Below are 15,385 nucleotides of genomic sequence, written 5' to 3' on the forward strand. Positions count from 1 at the left end.
CCTCATTATCGGTGACTTGGCCCGTAAGCGTCGCTATGCTCAGCCGAAAACGCCCCGGAAAAATTCTCTGGCGTGAGGCAAGAGAGCATGTCCCGATACGATAGAATGGCGCGGCGCGGCACCCGCCTGTTGAACCGATATTATGCACGGCGCTCTCGGCGGCAGCCGGGCGCAACCGCTTTTGTCTCGCAACCCGAGCCACGCACCATTGGCAGCTTCGCCCGCGGGCGTCAGCTGGTTGCAGGTAATCTTCTGTTTGCGGGATATTTGGTCGAATCTCCTACGACTGCGCTCTGGGATGTTGTGGCACCTGATCTTGCTTTTGATGCTGAACGCCACGGGTTTGCCTGGTTGGACGATCTGGCAGCCGTCGGGGATTTTCGCGCCCGGGAAAAGGCGCAACTCTGGGTCTGGGGGTGGATCGACACCCACGGCAATGGCAGTGGGCCGGGCTGGTCGCCTGATCTGACGGGCCGTCGGGTCATCCGCTGGATCAACCATGCGCTGTTCCTGCTGGCGGCCCGTACCGCCGATCAATCTGAAGCATTTTTCGGCGCCTTGTCCCGGCAGACATGGTTCCTGTCCCGCCGCTGGCAGGGGGCCTCCCCCGGCTTGCCACGCTTTGAGGCGCTCACCGGGTTGATCTATGCTGGCCTCGCCCTCAAGGGGCATGAGGATCAGGTTGACCCGGCCCTGAAGGCCCTGGCCGAAGAATGCGCCAGTCAGATTGATGAACAGGGAGGCCTGCCGACACGCAACCCGGAGGAGTTGCTAGAGGTTTTTACCCTACTGACCTGGGCTGCGGCGGCGCTACAGGATGCCGGACGCGGCGTCCCGCCTGCGCAACTGGCCGCAATTGAGCGTATCGCACCGACTCTGCGCACATTACGTCACGCCGATGGTGGTTTGGCACGGTTTCATGGCGGTGGTCGCGGGCTGGAGGGACGGCTGGATCACGCACTGGCTGCCAGCCACGTCACCACGCGTCACGCCGATGGGTTGGCAATGGGCTATGCGCGTTTGTCCGGGCGGCGCACCTCGGTGATCATCGACGCATCGGTCCCGCCCAAGGGGCGCGCCTCTTGGAATGGTCATGCCTCGACCCTAGCATTTGAGCTGACATCCGGTCGCCGACCGCTGATCGTCAACTGCGGCTCGGGCGAAACCTTCGGTGTTGAATGGCGGCGTGCCGGGCGGGCAACCCCGTCCCATTCCACGCTCTGTATCGAAGGGCACTCCAGCGCCCGACTGGCCCCGCCGGAACGCGGCAGTGGCCATGAGATTATGACAGAGGCGCCAGATAACGTGCCGCTGGATCTGTCTGATCTGGAAGATGGCTATCGCTTCCAGGGCGGGCACAATGGCTACGAGAACCATTTCGGCCTGACCCATGCACGCACGCTGGAGCTGGCGGTGGATGGCCGTGGTCTGGCCGGTGAGGACATGCTTTTGGCGCTGGATACCCGCAATAAACGCCGCTTTGACAAGGCAATGGATGCGCATTCTTTGGGTGGTATTGGCTTTGAGATCCGCCTGCATTTGCACCCGGATGTGGATGCAGCCCTTGACTTGGGGGGCGCGGCAGTATCCATGGCGCTCAAGAGCGGGGAGATCTGGGTGTTCCGTCATGATGGAACCTGCGAATTGAAGCTGGAACCCAGCGTGTACCTGGAAAAAACCCGCTTGAAGCCGCGTGCGGCAAAACAGATCGTTCTCTCCGGGCGGGCAATGAACTATGCCACGCGCATCCGGTGGACGCTCAGTAAGGCGCAGGAGACTGCCGTTGCCGTGCGAGACCTGAACCGGGACGACCCCGCGTTAACTGACTGAGCCTGAAAAGGACCTGCCCTGCCATGACCGACCTTCACCCCGTACGCCGTGCGTTGCTTTCCGTATCCGACAAGACCGGGTTGATTGACCTGGGTAAGGCCTTGGCGGCACGTGGCGTTGAGCTGCTCTCAACCGGCGGGACGGCCAAGACGCTGCGCGACGCAGGGCTGACCGTGAAAGACGTGTCAGAGATCACCGGTTTTCCGGAAATGATGGATGGCCGGGTCAAGACGCTGCACCCGATGGTGCATGGTGGTTTGCTGGCATTGCGGGACAACGACACCCATGTCGCTGCGATGGATGAGCATGGCATCGGCGCCATCGACCTTCTGGTGGTGAACCTCTATCCGTTTGAGGAAACCGTGGCCAAGGGCGGCGACTACGACAGCTGCATCGAGAACATCGACATCGGCGGCCCGGCGATGATCCGTGCTGCGTCCAAGAACCACCTGTTCGTGAACGTTGTGGTGGATGTCGAGGACTACGAACCGCTGCTGGCAGAGTTGGACAAAAACGACGGCCAGACCTCCTATGGCTTCCGTCAGTGGTTGGCGCAGAACGCCTATGCTCGCACAGCCGCATATGATGCTGCAGTTTCAAACTGGATGGCCGGCGCACTGCATCTTGAGGCGCCGCGCCGCCGCGCTGTAGCAGGGCAACTGGCGCAGACGCTGCGCTATGGTGAGAACCCGCATCAGCAGGCGGCTTTTTATCTGGATGGCTCCGCCCGCGCAGGCGTCGCCACGGCGCAGCAGGTGCAGGGCAAGGAACTGTCCTATAACAACATCAACGACACTGATGCCGCCTTTGAGCTAGTCAGCGAGTTTGCACCCGCTGATGGCCCGGCCGTGGCGATCATCAAACACGCCAACCCCTGTGGTGTGGCCCGCGGCGAGACGTTGAAGGATGCGTATCAGAAGGCTTTTGACTGCGACCGGACCTCTGCTTTTGGCGGTATCGTCGCGTTGAATCAGCCGCTGGACGGAGAAACCGCGCAAGAGATCGTCCAGATCTTTACGGAAGTCGTCATCGCCCCCGGTGCCTCGGATGAGGCAAAGGCGATCTTTGCTGCCAAGAAGAACCTGCGCCTGTTGCTGACCGATGGTCTGCCCAACCCGCAGGATACAGGCTTGACCACCCGTCAGGTGTCCGGCGGTATGCTGGTACAGGACAAGGATGTCGGTCACCGCGCCATGGACGACCTGAAGGTGGTCACTGAAAAGGCCCCGACGGATGAGCAGATGCAGGATTTGCTGTTCGCCTGGAAGGTTGCCAAGCACGTGAAATCGAACGCGATTGTCTATGTCAAATCCGGCCAGACTGTTGGGGTCGGTGCAGGTCAGATGAGTCGCCTGGACAGCGCCACTATCGCTGGCATCAAGGCGCAGCGCATGGCGGACGCGCTAGAATTGCCCGAAAGCTTGGCCAAAGGCTCTGCCGTGGCGTCTGATGCGTTCTTTCCCTTTGCCGATGGTCTGCTTGAGGCTGCGGCAAACGGCGCAACCTGCGTGATCCAGCCAGGTGGCTCCATGCGCGACGATGAGGTCATCAAAGCCGCCAATGACGCAGGACTGGCGATGGTCTTCACCGGCATGCGCCATTTCCGCCACTAAATGCAGTTGAGACTGATCGGGCCTGTTTGGGCCCGATCACGCCTCAAATTTCGGGCAAAGGGGGCCGCACGATGCGAGCCAAAGTGATGATCTGGGCCGCGATATTGGCGCTGCTTGCCGATCAGATCAGCAAATATCTGGTGGTGCGGGTCATGGATGTGGCCAATCGCGGTGGCATTGATGTGCTACCGCCGCTGCTGCGGTTTCGCTATGGCGAGAACACGGGCATCAATTTCGGTCTGTTTGGCGGTGGCACCGATACGACGCGGTGGGTTCTTATCGGTCTGTCATTGGTGATTTGCGTGGTGCTGGTGATCTGGATCGCCCGCCTGCCTGCCAATGCCCGCATGATGCAGCTTTCAGCCGGTCTCGTGATCGGTGGTGCGCTTGGCAATGTGGTGGACAGGCTGCTCTACGGGTACGTGCTGGATTTCCTCAATATGTCCTGCTGCGGTATCAATAACCCCTTTGTCTTCAACGTTGCGGACATCTTCATCTTTGCTGGTGCAGCCGGCTTGATCCTATTTGACGGGCGGCAGAAAAACCCTGCGTGACCTTGCTGGGGAAATGCGATAAAAGCGGCACAAACAGGCAGGAGTAACGGGTCATGCGGATCCCTTTTGGTGTGATTGTTCTGATGGGCGCGCTGGCCGTATCTGCCTGCGGGCAAAAAGGGCTGCGCGATCTGCGCCCTGCTGGAACCGGCCCGGATGAGTTCATGGTCTTGCCTGCCAAACCACTGGCCGAACCGACCAGCTATCAGACGCTGCCGCAGCCGACACCCGGCGCGGCCAATCTCACCGACCGCAACCCGAAGGGTGAAGCGGTTGCAGTGCTTGGCGGCAACCCTGCTGCGCTGGTCCCAGGAGAAGGCATTCCTGCCAGCGACGGCGCATTGGTCACCGCCGTGAGCCGCTATGGCGTTGATCCCGACGTTCGCGCTGATCTCGCTGCGCGCGATGCAAAGAAACGCAAGCGCGAAAACCGCACTGCGCGGTTCAAGCTGTTCCCGGTCGATCGCTACCAAGAGGCCTACAAGCGCGAGGCCATCGCCCCGGATCAGGTCAGCGAACGTTTCCGCCGCGCCGGTTTTGAGACGCCATCGGCCCCACCGGCAGAGTAACGCCGAACAGGTCGTATCGGTGGCTTCGGGCGATCACAAAAACGCCATTTCCCTTGCACATGCGCCTCCAGAGCGTAGTTTGACCTTAGCGATGTTGGTCCGCTTTTCGGGCTGATCGCCATTGATATGTTGCTCGATCGGACTTGTTTCTGTTGCACCGCAGGCCACACGGACAGGGCCGGGCGCTGCATCGCCCTTCAGGGCAGGCCGCAGGATCCTGACCGGCTGCATTTGTCTATTTTGACGTTACCGGTGCTTGTGTTGCTGGTGGCGCACCGCAAAAGGAGATCACCGAATGATCCCCCCTATGAAACCTTTGATCCGGCGGATCACCCGGGCCGCCGCAGTTGTCGCGGCCCTTGTCGCTCTGGACAGCGCCGATTTGACGGCTACCGGTCTGGTTCAGAGCGCGCAGGCGCAGGACGCCGCTACTCAATCTGATGCAAGCGATATGGTCACCAGCTTTGTTCTCGATAACGGGATGCAGGTCGTTGTGATCGAAGATCACCGCGCGCCTGTCGTGCAGCATATGGTCTGGTACCGTGCAGGCTCCGCCGATGAGCCGGTAGGCCAGTCCGGCGTTGCACATTTTCTGGAACATTTGCTGTTCAAGGCCACCGATAAGCTGGCGGCCGGTGAGCTTTCGGCCACGGTTGCTGCGAACGGCGGCCGGGACAACGCCTTCACCAGCTATGACTATACGGCGTATTTTCAGCGAGTCGCGGCTGACCGCCTGGGGCTGATGATGCAGATGGAGAGCGACCGGATGGTAAACATCCGGCTCACCGAGCAGGATATTCAGACCGAGCGTGAAGTTATTCTGGAAGAGCGTAACCAGCGTACCGACAGCGAACCACGGGCGCTGTTTCGTGAGCAGTTGAACGCAGCGCAATATCTCAACCATCGGTATGGGCAGCCCATTATTGGCTGGCGTCATGAGATGGAAGAGCTGGACATGGCGGATGCGCTCTCGTTCTACGGAACCTATTATGCGCCGAATAATGCCATTTTGGTTGTCTCCGGAGACGTTGACCCCGAGGAGGTGCGCCGCCTAGCACAGGAGACCTATGGGCAGATCCCGGCCAATCCGGATCTGCCGGACCGTGTCCGTAGCAAGGAGCCGCCGCAGACCGCCGCCCGGCGCATTATTTTCAAAGACCCGCGTGTGGCGCAGCCTTTTGTCCAGCGCTCCTATCTGGCGCCGGAACGCGACAACGGTGCCCAGGAACGTGCAGCGGCGCTCTATCTTCTGGCCGAACTCTTGGGCGGTGGTAGCACCTCTTACCTGACCAACGCGCTGCAGTTTGATCAACAGGTGGCGGTCTACACCGGGGTGTTCTATTCCGACGTATCACTGGATGACACCACCTTTGACTTTCTGGTCGTTCCAGGGGCCGATGTCAGCCTTGAGGAGGCCGAGGCCGCGTTGGATGCCACCTTTGCCCGGTTTCTCGAAGAAGGCGTCGATGAGGCGCAGCTGGAGCGGATCAAACTGCAATTGCGTGCCGCAGAAATCTACGCCCGCGACAATGTCGACGGGATCGCCAACCGCTATGGGCGAGCACTGGCGTCGGGTCTGACGGTTGAGGATGTGCAGGCCTGGCCGCGTATCCTGCAATCCATCACCGCAGACGAGATCATTGCCGTCGCTCGCGAGGTGCTGCAACCCGAGGTTTCAGTGACGGGTTGGATGATGCGTGACGAAGAGGTAAGCCAATGAAGGTGCTGAAATCTATTGCGGCGGCCCTGACCGTCTGTTTGCTCGCCCTGCCGGCTTGGGCAGAGATCAAGATAAAAGAGGTGACATCACCCGGAGGGGTCACAGCATGGCTGGTCGAGGATCACAGCATTCCTTTCACCGCTCTGGAACTGCGCTTTCGTGGCGGCACGTCGCTCGACAAACCTGGCAAACGTGGCGCGACCTATCTGATGGCGGGGCTGCTGGAGGAGGGCGCCGGGCCACTGGCAGCGCAGGACTACGCCCGCACAGTTGAAAGCCTGGCAGCCGGGTTTTCCTATGATGCGGATAAGGACACGGTGTCGATTTCAGCGCAGTTTCTGAGCGAGAACCGCGATCAGGCCGTTGATCTGCTGCGCCAGACAATCCATGAGCCGCGCTTTGATCAGGATGCGCTGGACCGGGTGCGCGCCCAGGTTCTGGCTGGTCTGCGTGCCGATGCCAAAGATCCGAATGACATCGCGGGACGGGTGTTCTCTCAGATGGCCTTTGGAGATCACCCATATGGCACAGAAGGCAACGGCACCATTGAAAGCGTCACCGCACTGACCCGTCAGGATATGTTTGATGCCCATGATTCGGTGTTTGCCCGTGATCGGCTGTATGTCGGGGCGGTTGGGGATATTACCGAGGCTGAACTTGGAGCGTTGCTGGATACTTTGCTGGGCGATTTGCCGGATGCGGGAGCGCCGATACCGGGACCAGCTGAGGTCACCATCGACGGCGGCGTGACCGTGGTTGATTATGACACGCCGCAATCCGTGGCCCTGTTTGGACATGCCGGGATCGAGCGCGACGACCCGCGATATTTCGCGGCCTATTTGTTGAACCAGATCCTCGGTGGCGGGTCTTTTGACAGTCGTTTGATGTCGGAAGTGCGCGAAAAACGCGGCCTGACCTATGGCGTCTATAGCTATCTGGTGCCACGTGATCTGGGGGCCGTCTACATGGGGTCGGTCGCGTCGGCCAACGGTAAGATTGCCGAAACGGTTGAGGTCATTCAGGCGGAATGGGCAAAACTGGCAGTTGAAGGCGTGACGGAAAAAGAGTTGCAGGACGCCAAGACCTATCTGACCGGCGCTTATCCGCTGCGCTTTGATGGTAACAGCCGCATCGCTTCGATCCTGGCGGGGATGCAGATGGATGATCTGCCCATTGATTACGTGGCCACCCGCAATGACAAGGTGAACGCTGTCACGCTGGAAGAAATCAACAAAGTGGCAGCGGAGATCCTGCTGCCGGACCAGCTGCATTTCATCGTAGTCGGCCGCCCGGAAGGTTTGCAATCCACCAATTGAGATCGGCGCAGAGCAGATCAAACGGAAAAAAGGGCGCGGCCAGAAATGGCCGCGCCCTTTTTTCTGGATATGATTTATGCAGCCGTAGCTGCTCCAATCGGTTTATTCGCCGTAGGGAATCCAGATGTTTTTCACTTCCGTTGCGGCTTCGAGGAAGCGGCGGCTGTGATCGGCAGACCAGTCCATCGCCAAACCGTTGTTCACCCAAGTGCGCTTTAGGTTCCCGGCAGAGGCCTCTTCAATCATCGCAGACAGGTCAGATGACGAAAAGCTCCACACCGCATCGACATTCAGATGTGACGCAAGGGGGGAAGCCATTTCCGCGTGCCGGCCAGTCAGAATATTGACGACACCACCTGGTAGGTCGGATGTCTCAAGCACCTGATAGAAATCTGTTGCTGACAGGGGGTAGGCTTCGGAGGCGGCCAGAACCACGCGGTTGCCCATGGCAATCGCCGGTGCCATCACAGACACCAGACCCAGCAGGGGAGCCTCATCCGCGCAGAGCGCGCCGATCACGCCGACTGGCTCCTTCATCGCCAGTGCGACACCCCGGATCGGAACGCCATGCGCCTGACCGTCATATTTGTCGGCCCAGGCGGCAGCCGTGAACAGGCGCTGGATCGAGGCCTCGACCTCCTGCGCGCCCTGCGATTTGCCCGTCATCCGGTCGATACGATCCGCAAATTCGCCCGCCCGCGCTGACAGGTTTTCGCCGATATAGTAGAGGATCTGTGCCCGCAGGTGTCCGGTGGTCTTGGACCAGGCTTTGGCCCCGGCAGCCGCCTCAACAGCGTTGCGTACATCCTTGCGGTTGCCCAGTCCGACATGGCCCAAAAGCCCGCCGGATTTGCTGTGGATCGCTTTGGAATACCCTCCATCCGGGCGGGTCTGCTTGCCGCCAACATAGAATTTTGCGGTGCGGTCCACGGCATCGACGGGGGCACCGTCGCCGCTGAATCCTGTGACTTTTTCCAGCGCTTTGGTCTTGCCCTTTGGCTTGGTGTAGGCGCTGAGTCCTTCCCAACCACCTTCGCGGCCAAAGCCGCTCTCGCGGGTGCCACCAAAACCGGCTGCTGCGTCAAAGAGGTTGGTCGCATTGACCCAAACCACCCCGGCCACCAGCTTGGGGGCGATATCCAGCGCTAGGTTTACATTCTCGGTCCATAGTGTTGCCGCCAGCCCGTAGCGGGTGTTGTTCGCCAGTTCGACCGCCTCAGAGGGCGTACGGAAAGTGGTGGAGACCAGAACCGGGCCAAAAATCTCTTCCTGCATCAGTGCATCAGAGGGGGCCAGCCCTTCAATCAGCGTCGGCGGGTAGAAACAGCCGCGTTCCGGCACAGCGACCTGCGCCTGATGCATGCGGCCCGCAGTATTGGCCGCGACCATCTCGCTGATGGTGGTCAGCTGAACCGGGTCCACGATGGCTCCGACATCAATGCTCTTGTCCAAAGGATTGCCGATGCGCAGTTTGTCCATCCGCGCACGCAGCTTGGTGTGAAAACGCTCCGCAATGCCTTCCTGAACCAGCAGACGCGAGCCGGCGCAGCAGACTTGGCCTTGGTTGAACCAGATGGCATCCACCAGCCCTTCGATGGCGCTGTCGATATCGGCGTCGTCAAAGACGATGTAGGGGGATTTGCCACCCAGTTCCAACGTCAGCGCCTTGCCGCTGCCTGCGGTGGCCTCACGTATGCGGCGACCAACAGCGGTAGAGCCGGTGAAGGCGATCTTATCGACGTCTGCGCCCACGATCATTTCACCCACTGCACCGTCGCCGGTCACAATGTTCACAACACCTTTGGGCAGGCCCGCCTGACGACAGATATCTGCAAATAGCAATGCGGTGAGCGAAGTGTATTCGGCGGGCTTCAGCACCACGGTGTTGCCCATGGCAATGGCTGGTGCGACCTTCCACGCCAGCATCAGCAGCGGGAAATTCCACGGGATAATCTGACCGCAAACGCCCAATGCCTCGCGGTCGGGCAGTTCGCTCTCCATCAGCTGGGCCATGCCTGCGTGATAGTAGAAGTGGCGCTGCGCCAGTGGCACATCGATATCGCGGCTTTCGCGGATTGGTTTGCCGTTATCAAGCGTTTCCAGAACCGCAAACAGGCGCGCGTGTTTCTGCATCAGGCGCGCTATGGCATAAAGATACCGAGCCCGCGCGGCGCCGCCAGCACCTGACCATTTGGCCTGCGCCTTGCGTGCGGCATCCACGGCGCTGTCCACGTCGGATTGGGTGGCTTGGCTCAGGGTCGCTAGAACCTCGCCGGTGGCTGGGTTCTTACTGTCAAATCCATCGCCGGGGGCCGTGAACTCACCGTTGATGAAGTGGCCGAACCGGGCGCCCTGATCTACCAGCCACGCCAGAGCGTCAGCGGCACTTTCGGGGGCGGGGCCATAGTCCATCGTTTCAAAGATCTCTTTTACAGTTAGGGTCATGTGTCGAGCCTTGTGGTCTGTCGCCGTTTGCCCTGAATCTGGGAAACGGCCCGGACGGACGCACATAGGGCGCCCGAGGGTGGCGTCTGGGTCTTACGCCAGCGCGTGGCGGTAGCCGGCGGAATAGGCGCCAGTCACGTGATGTTCGAGCTGGCGTTCGATATCGCCCAACAGCGACGAGGCACCAAAGCGGAACAGATCTGGCTGCAACCAGCGATCCCCCAGCTCTTCCTTGATCAGAGATAGGTAGACCAACGAGTCTTTGGCCTTGGAAATCCCACCAGCGGGTTTGTAGCCAACCCGGTAGCCTGTGCGTTCGTGATAATCGCGGATCGTGCGGATCATCACCAAGCTGACTGGTAGCGTGGCGTTGACGCTTTCCTTGCCGGTCGAGGTCTTGATGAAATCGGCCCCGGCCATCATGCAGATCAGCGATGCACGTGCGACATTGCGCAATGTGCCTAGTTCTCCCGTTGCGAGGATCGCCTTGACGTGGGCGTCGCCGCAAGTCTCGCGGAAAGCTTTCATCTCATCATATAGGGCCTGCCAGTTGCCCGACAGAACATGACGACGGGAGATCACGATATCGATCTCCTTCGCACCGGCTTTCACGCTTTCTTCGATCTCTGCCAGTCGCAGGTGAAACGGCGACAGACCACCGGGAAAGCCGGTGGATACCGCAGCAACCGGAATACCGGTGCCATCCAACGCGGCCACGGCCGTCTCGATCATATCGTGATAAACGCAGACCGCCCCGGTGGTGATCGGCTCCATATTAAGCGCCTGCATCAGATCAGCACGCACCGGCTGACGGGCCTTGGCACAAAGACGTTGCACCCGGCCAACAGTGTCATCACCGGACAATGTGGTCAGATCAATCAGGGTGATCGCCTTCAGCAGCCAGGCCGCCTGATGGTTTTTCTTGACGCTACGCCGACCGGGCAGGGTGGCGCAGCGGCGTTCGATGGCAGAGGTGTTTGCCTCAACCCCTAGCGCCCAGTCCAGATCCAGCTCCATGCCGGGGTTACGCGGTTCGCCCACCTGCGGCAGCTGCGCGGTGTGCTCTGCAATTTGGCTTTCCATGCCGGGAATCCTCGTTCGAGTTCGGTGCGAAAATCGCACGACCACCCAGTCTTGGCAAGCAAGCGGGGCCATCTTGGGTGTAAATTTTTGACTGTTTGGACAAAAATTCATTCATTTTGCGAACGATTCTCATTTATTATTGCGAATAATTCGCATTAGCATTGACAGCGCGTGGCGCCGTGCTCTTATTGGTGCCAGATGGTATCCAAAGGACCTGCCAAATGCGTTTGCGACTGAACTCACCGATGATGACCCGTAGAATGATGGTGGCGGCTCTTATGGCTCTTGCAGGGTTTATAGCCCTGCCTATGGTGGGTCTCGGTGCTGGCCCGGCGCGGGCAGAGGCACCGCTGAAAGTGGTGGCAACAACCGGCATGATCGCGGATGCCGCCCGTCAGGTTGGCGGTGATGCTGTCGAGGTCCGCGCGTTGATGGGACCGGGTGTTGATCCCCATGCCTATCGTCAGACGCGGTCTGACATTGTTGCGATGACCCGCGCTGATCTGGTGCTCTGGCATGGTTTGTATCTTGAGGCGCAGATGGAGGAATTCTTCCACGATCTGGCGCGCAAGCGGACCGTGGTGGCGGTTGCCGATGGTTTGGACAAGGACAAACTGCGGGGTCACGATACCTATGCGGATAAATTCGATCCGCATGTCTGGATGACACCAGCCCTGTGGAAGGACATGGTGGCAGAGGTACAGGCGGCGCTGACCGAGGCGCGCCCGGATCAGGCTGACCTGTTTGCGGCCAACGCAACGGCGCATTTGGCAGAATTGGATCAGCTGATCACCTACGGCACCAAGATTCTGGCTCAGGTCCCTGCAGAGAACCGTGTATTGGTCACCGCACATGATGCCTTTGGTTACTTCGGGCGTGACTTCGGGTTTGAGGTTCTGGGTATTCAGGGCATTTCCACCCAGTCGGAGGCAGGCCTCAATCGCATTGGCGAACTGGTAGACTTACTGGTTGAGCGCGGCGTTTCCGCAGTCTTTGTCGAAAGCTCGGTCTCGGATCGCTCCGTTCGCGCGCTGATCGAAGGTGCGGCCGCACAGGGTCATGAAGTCCGCATCGGCGGAGAATTGTTCTCCGATGCTATGGGCGCTGATGGCAGCTATGAGGGCACTTATGTTGGAATGCTGGATCACAATATGACCACCATCGCTGCCGCGCTTGGGGCCGAGGTGCCGCCCAAGGGCATGTCGGGCCGCCTCTCCGGTGCCGGGCTTTGATGGGAGCGAGTGAGATGGCTGTGGAATTGGCCCGTGAAAATGGCGCACCGGCTGGTTCAACCGAGAGCCGCCAACACCTGCAACAATCGCCGCTGGCCATTCGCGGTTTGACGGTTACTTATGGTGAGAAACCCGCTGTCTTCTCGGTGGACATGACGGTGGAACCGGGTCGTATGACCGCTATTATCGGCCCCAATGGGGCCGGCAAATCAACGCTTCTGAAGGCGGCGCTTGGTATCGTGCCGCCGGTTTCGGGGCGGGTGCAGGTCTTCGGCAAACCGTTGAACAGTCAGCGTGGTCGCATCGCCTATGTGCCACAACGCGCCAGCGTGGATTGGGACTTCCCGACTCGGGTGATTGATGTGGTCATGATGGGCCTCTACCGGGAGCTGGGTCTGCTGGGACGGATCACCGGACGCCATCGGGCTGCCGCAAAGGCCTGTCTTGACCGAGTCGGGATGGGTGATTTTGCCACCCGCCAGATCGGCCAGCTCTCTGGGGGGCAGCAGCAGCGGGTGTTTCTGGCGAGGGCCTTGGCGCAGGGTGCGGATCTCTACCTGCTGGATGAACCTTTTGCCGGAGTGGATGCGGCGACTGAGAAGGCCATCATCGCCGTGCTGAAACAGCTGCGTGCAGATGGTAAAACCGTGGTTGTAGTCCATCACGACCTCGCCACGGTGGGTGAATATTTTGACAATGTGTTCCTGATCAACACCCGTAAAGTGGCGGAAGGTCCGGTTGCGCAGGCCTTTACTGCAGAAACTCTGCAAAGCGCTTACGGCGGACGACTCGCCACCGCGCAGGTCGATCAACTGGCCACAGCACCGACGTCGCGACACCCGCAGACCGGTGGGACGCTCTGATGCTTTGGGACGCTCTGCTGTTGCAGATGGGGTATAACGCCACGTTGGTGGCCATTGGCGCGACGCTGCTTGGCATCTCATCTGGAATCACCGGTACCTTTCTGTTCCTGCGCAAACGAGCACTGGTCAGTGACGCCATTAGTCACGCGACACTGCCCGGTGTTGGTCTGGCCTTTCTCGTCATGGTCGCGCTTGGCGGTGATGGTCGCAATCTGGCCGGTCTGCTGGCCGGATCTGCGCTGTCGGCGATGGCGGGGCTCTGGTGCCTCAATTGGCTCACACGGCGCACCCGCTTGGCTGAGGATGCCGCGATTGGCGCAGTATTGTCGGTGTTCTTCGGGTTCGGCATTGTGATCCTGACGGTGATTCAGACGCTTGGCGTGGGTCGTCAGGCCGGGTTGGAGGGGTTCCTGCTCGGCTCCACTGCGGGCATGCTGTGGAATGATGCGCTGGTGATCGCCGGCGGTGGCGCTGCAACATTGCTTCTGATCATGCTGCTCAGACGTCCGATGACGCTGGTTGCGTTTGACCCTGAATATGCCGCGGCGCGAGGCATTTCAGTGTCGCGGATCGATATGATGATGATGGGTTTGGTAATGGCCGTCACCGTTGTCGGCCTGAAGATTGTCGGCCTGATCCTGATCGTGGCATTGCTGATCATCCCTGCGGTTACTGCCCGTTTCTGGACCGAGCGATCCGATCTGGTGGTCTTACTGGCGGGAGTAGCCGGAGGGCTGTCAGCCTATCTGGGGGCTGCGGTCTCGGCTTCGGCGCCCAATCTCCCCACCGGTCCGATCATCGTTTTGATGAGTTTTGGCCTCTTTGCGCTGTCACTCCTGCTGGCCCCCAATCGCGGCGTGCTTGCTGCTGTGCTGCGTCATTTGAGGTTTCAGCGTCGGGTCCATCTGCGACAGGGCTTGCTGGCGCTCGCGCAGGATCAGGTGATCTATGAGCCACTGACCCTGCGATTGCTGCGTCGACGCGGGTTGTTGCGGGCGGATGGTGTGGCCACGGAAGAAGGCCGCGCCCGCGCCGCCAAGGCGCTGCGGGATGAACGTCGCTGGGCGCTGGTCCGCAGCGATCAGACGCATGAGGCGGCAGCCGCGCTTTATGATGGGCTGCGCGAGATTGAGACGGTCCTGACCGAGGACCAGATTTCTGAAATTGACCGCCGTATCGGCGGCCCCCGTGAGGTTCCGGCATGAGCGGCGCTGAATTTGTTCCCCTGTCTCTGACACCACTGCTGATCGGTATCTTTGCTGCCGTGGCCTGCGCGTTGCCCGGTAACTTCCTTCTGCTGCGCCGTCAGGCGTTGATCGGCGATGCCATCAGCCATGTGGTCTTGCCTGGCATTGTGGTGGCCTTCCTTCTGACCGGGATGATTGCCGCCGGACCGATGATGCTGGGCGCGGCTGGGGCTGCTATTGCTGCGGTGGTTCTGATTGAGCTGATCCGGCGCCTTGGCCGGATTGAGCCGGGCGCGGCAATGGGCGTTGTTTTCACCACTATGTTTGCAGCTGGTGTCTTGCTGCTGGAACAGACCGACACATCAACGGTGCATCTGGATGTGGAACATGCGCTCTACGGCAATCTTGAAAGCCTGATCTGGTTGGATGCCACAGGCTGGGGCTCGCTGCTGGATCCGGTCGCGCTCAGCTATCTGCCAGCCGAGTTGCCACGCATGGCGCTGACCCTGATCGGCGTCACCCTGTTCATCGCGCTGTTTTGGCGGTCGCTCAAGATCTCGACCTTTGACGAGGGGTTCGCCCGGACCCTTGGCATTCGCACCAACCTTTTGGGACTGGGGCTGGTGATCACCGCCGCAATTGCAGCCGTCGCCGCCTTTGACGCGGTGGGGTCGATCATTGTCATTGCGATGTTCATCTGTCCGCCTGCGGCGGCGCGGATGATGTCGAACCGTCTGGAAGGACAGCTGGGTTGGAGTGTTGCCTTCGCTGTTGTGTCCGCTATCCTTGGCTACGTGCTGGCGGGCTATGGTCCGCTTTGGCTTGGGGCGACTGACGCGGTCAGCGCAGCAGGTATGATCGCGACGGTTTCGGGCCTGTTACTGGCCATTGCGGCGCGGTTCGGGCCGTGCAGACACCGGGCCGGAGCGCCTGCAGGCATCTGACTTTCGCAGCACTGGCAGCTTCTAGCCGC

The 15,385-nt window shown here is 60.3% G+C and carries 12 protein-coding genes; 10 read left to right on the plus strand and 2 right to left on the minus strand.

Translation table 11 applies throughout. The features are described 5' to 3' along the window. Nucleotides 1-87: 87 nt before the first annotated feature. The 6 genes from J4721_RS10280 (at nucleotide 88) to J4721_RS10305 (ending at nucleotide 7,602) form a co-directional block, all read left to right on the plus strand. Nucleotides 88-1,830 carry a heparinase II/III family protein gene (locus J4721_RS10280; RefSeq protein ID WP_102875095.1) on the plus strand — a complete coding sequence of 581 codons (1,743 nt, stop codon included), beginning with the start codon at nucleotides 88-90 and terminating at the stop codon, nucleotides 1,828-1,830. A gap of 23 nt (nucleotides 1,831-1,853) precedes the next feature. Next, a complete protein-coding gene (gene purH / locus J4721_RS10285) occupies nucleotides 1,854-3,443 on the plus strand; it encodes a bifunctional phosphoribosylaminoimidazolecarboxamide formyltransferase/IMP cyclohydrolase (protein ID WP_102875094.1) in 1,590 nt (529 codons plus the stop codon). A 71-nt stretch (nucleotides 3,444-3,514) separates the two neighbouring features. Continuing rightward, on the plus strand, nucleotides 3,515-3,997 hold the full coding sequence (gene lspA / locus J4721_RS10290) for a signal peptidase II (protein WP_096872800.1): 483 nt from the start codon (nucleotides 3,515-3,517) through the stop codon (nucleotides 3,995-3,997). Nucleotides 3,998-4,050: 53 nt separating this feature from the next. Beyond that, nucleotides 4,051-4,566, plus strand: a complete 516-nt coding sequence (locus J4721_RS10295) for a DUF3035 domain-containing protein (protein WP_040178773.1) — start codon at nucleotides 4,051-4,053, stop codon at nucleotides 4,564-4,566. Between the two features lie 295 nt (nucleotides 4,567-4,861). After that, nucleotides 4,862-6,286: a pitrilysin family protein gene (locus tag J4721_RS10300; protein WP_102855577.1), complete on the plus strand. Its 1,425-nt coding sequence runs from the start codon at nucleotides 4,862-4,864 to the stop codon at nucleotides 6,284-6,286. Beyond that, entirely contained in the window at nucleotides 6,283-7,602 is a 1,320-nt protein-coding gene (locus J4721_RS10305; RefSeq protein ID WP_027248471.1) for a pitrilysin family protein, read from the plus strand. Before J4721_RS10300 ends, J4721_RS10305 begins: the two co-directional genes overlap by 4 nt. A 102-nt stretch (nucleotides 7,603-7,704) precedes the next feature. Here J4721_RS10305 and J4721_RS10310 read toward each other — a convergent pair whose 3' ends face one another. Next, nucleotides 7,705-10,047: an aldehyde dehydrogenase family protein gene (locus J4721_RS10310; protein WP_102859416.1), complete on the minus strand. Its 2,343-nt coding sequence runs from the start codon at nucleotides 10,045-10,047 to the stop codon at nucleotides 7,705-7,707. Between the two features lie 93 nt (nucleotides 10,048-10,140). Next, nucleotides 10,141-11,130: a deoxyribose-phosphate aldolase gene (gene deoC, locus J4721_RS10315; protein WP_211002510.1), complete on the minus strand. Its 990-nt coding sequence runs from the start codon at nucleotides 11,128-11,130 to the stop codon at nucleotides 10,141-10,143. A 221-nt stretch (nucleotides 11,131-11,351) separates the two neighbouring features. Here deoC and J4721_RS10320 point away from each other — a divergent pair, with 221 nt between their 5' ends. The 4 genes from J4721_RS10320 to J4721_RS10335 are packed head-to-tail and all read left to right on the plus strand — an operon-like array spanning nucleotide 11,352 to nucleotide 15,356. After that, nucleotides 11,352-12,362, plus strand: a complete 1,011-nt coding sequence (locus J4721_RS10320) for a metal ABC transporter solute-binding protein, Zn/Mn family (protein WP_211002509.1) — start codon at nucleotides 11,352-11,354, stop codon at nucleotides 12,360-12,362. A 14-nt stretch (nucleotides 12,363-12,376) separates the two neighbouring features. Continuing rightward, complete coding sequence (locus tag J4721_RS10325) at nucleotides 12,377-13,225, plus strand: metal ABC transporter ATP-binding protein (protein WP_247656034.1); 849 nt, start codon at nucleotides 12,377-12,379, stop codon at nucleotides 13,223-13,225. Beyond that, nucleotides 13,225-14,430 carry a metal ABC transporter permease gene (locus J4721_RS10330; protein WP_211002508.1) on the plus strand — a complete coding sequence of 402 codons (1,206 nt, stop codon included), beginning with the start codon at nucleotides 13,225-13,227 and terminating at the stop codon, nucleotides 14,428-14,430. Before J4721_RS10325 ends, J4721_RS10330 begins: the two co-directional genes overlap by 1 nt. Beyond that, on the plus strand, nucleotides 14,427-15,356 hold the full coding sequence (locus tag J4721_RS10335) for a metal ABC transporter permease (RefSeq protein WP_211002507.1): 930 nt from the start codon (nucleotides 14,427-14,429) through the stop codon (nucleotides 15,354-15,356). The genes J4721_RS10330 and J4721_RS10335 overlap by 4 nt, the downstream gene beginning before the upstream one ends. Nucleotides 15,357-15,385: the final 29 nt, after the last annotated feature.

The sequence above is a fragment of the Phaeobacter sp. HS011 genome (genome assembly GCF_018101215.1).
Taxonomy (GTDB): Bacteria; Pseudomonadota; Alphaproteobacteria; order Rhodobacterales; family Rhodobacteraceae; genus Phaeobacter; species Phaeobacter inhibens.

Bases quoted from the DNA above. Each gene is read 5' to 3' on its own strand.
- J4721_RS10280 (WP_102875095.1), top strand. From the start codon at position 88: ATGTCCCGATACGATAGAATGGCGCGGCGCGGCACCCGCCTGTTGAAC.
- purH (WP_102875094.1), top strand. From the start codon at position 1,854: ATGACCGACCTTCACCCCGTACGCCGTGCGTTGCTTTCCGTATCCGAC.
- lspA (WP_096872800.1), top strand. From the start codon at position 3,515: ATGCGAGCCAAAGTGATGATCTGGGCCGCGATATTGGCGCTGCTTGCC.
- J4721_RS10295 (WP_040178773.1), top strand. From the start codon at position 4,051: ATGCGGATCCCTTTTGGTGTGATTGTTCTGATGGGCGCGCTGGCCGTA.
- J4721_RS10300 (WP_102855577.1), top strand. From the start codon at position 4,862: ATGATCCCCCCTATGAAACCTTTGATCCGGCGGATCACCCGGGCCGCC.
- J4721_RS10305 (WP_027248471.1), top strand. From the start codon at position 6,283: ATGAAGGTGCTGAAATCTATTGCGGCGGCCCTGACCGTCTGTTTGCTC.
- J4721_RS10310 (WP_102859416.1), bottom strand. From the start codon at position 10,047: ATGACCCTAACTGTAAAAGAGATCTTTGAAACGATGGACTATGGCCCC.
- deoC (WP_211002510.1), bottom strand. From the start codon at position 11,130: ATGGAAAGCCAAATTGCAGAGCACACCGCGCAGCTGCCGCAGGTGGGC.
- J4721_RS10320 (WP_211002509.1), top strand. From the start codon at position 11,352: ATGCGTTTGCGACTGAACTCACCGATGATGACCCGTAGAATGATGGTG.
- J4721_RS10325 (WP_247656034.1), top strand. From the start codon at position 12,377: ATGGCTGTGGAATTGGCCCGTGAAAATGGCGCACCGGCTGGTTCAACC.
- J4721_RS10330 (WP_211002508.1), top strand. From the start codon at position 13,225: ATGCTTTGGGACGCTCTGCTGTTGCAGATGGGGTATAACGCCACGTTG.
- J4721_RS10335 (WP_211002507.1), top strand. From the start codon at position 14,427: ATGAGCGGCGCTGAATTTGTTCCCCTGTCTCTGACACCACTGCTGATC.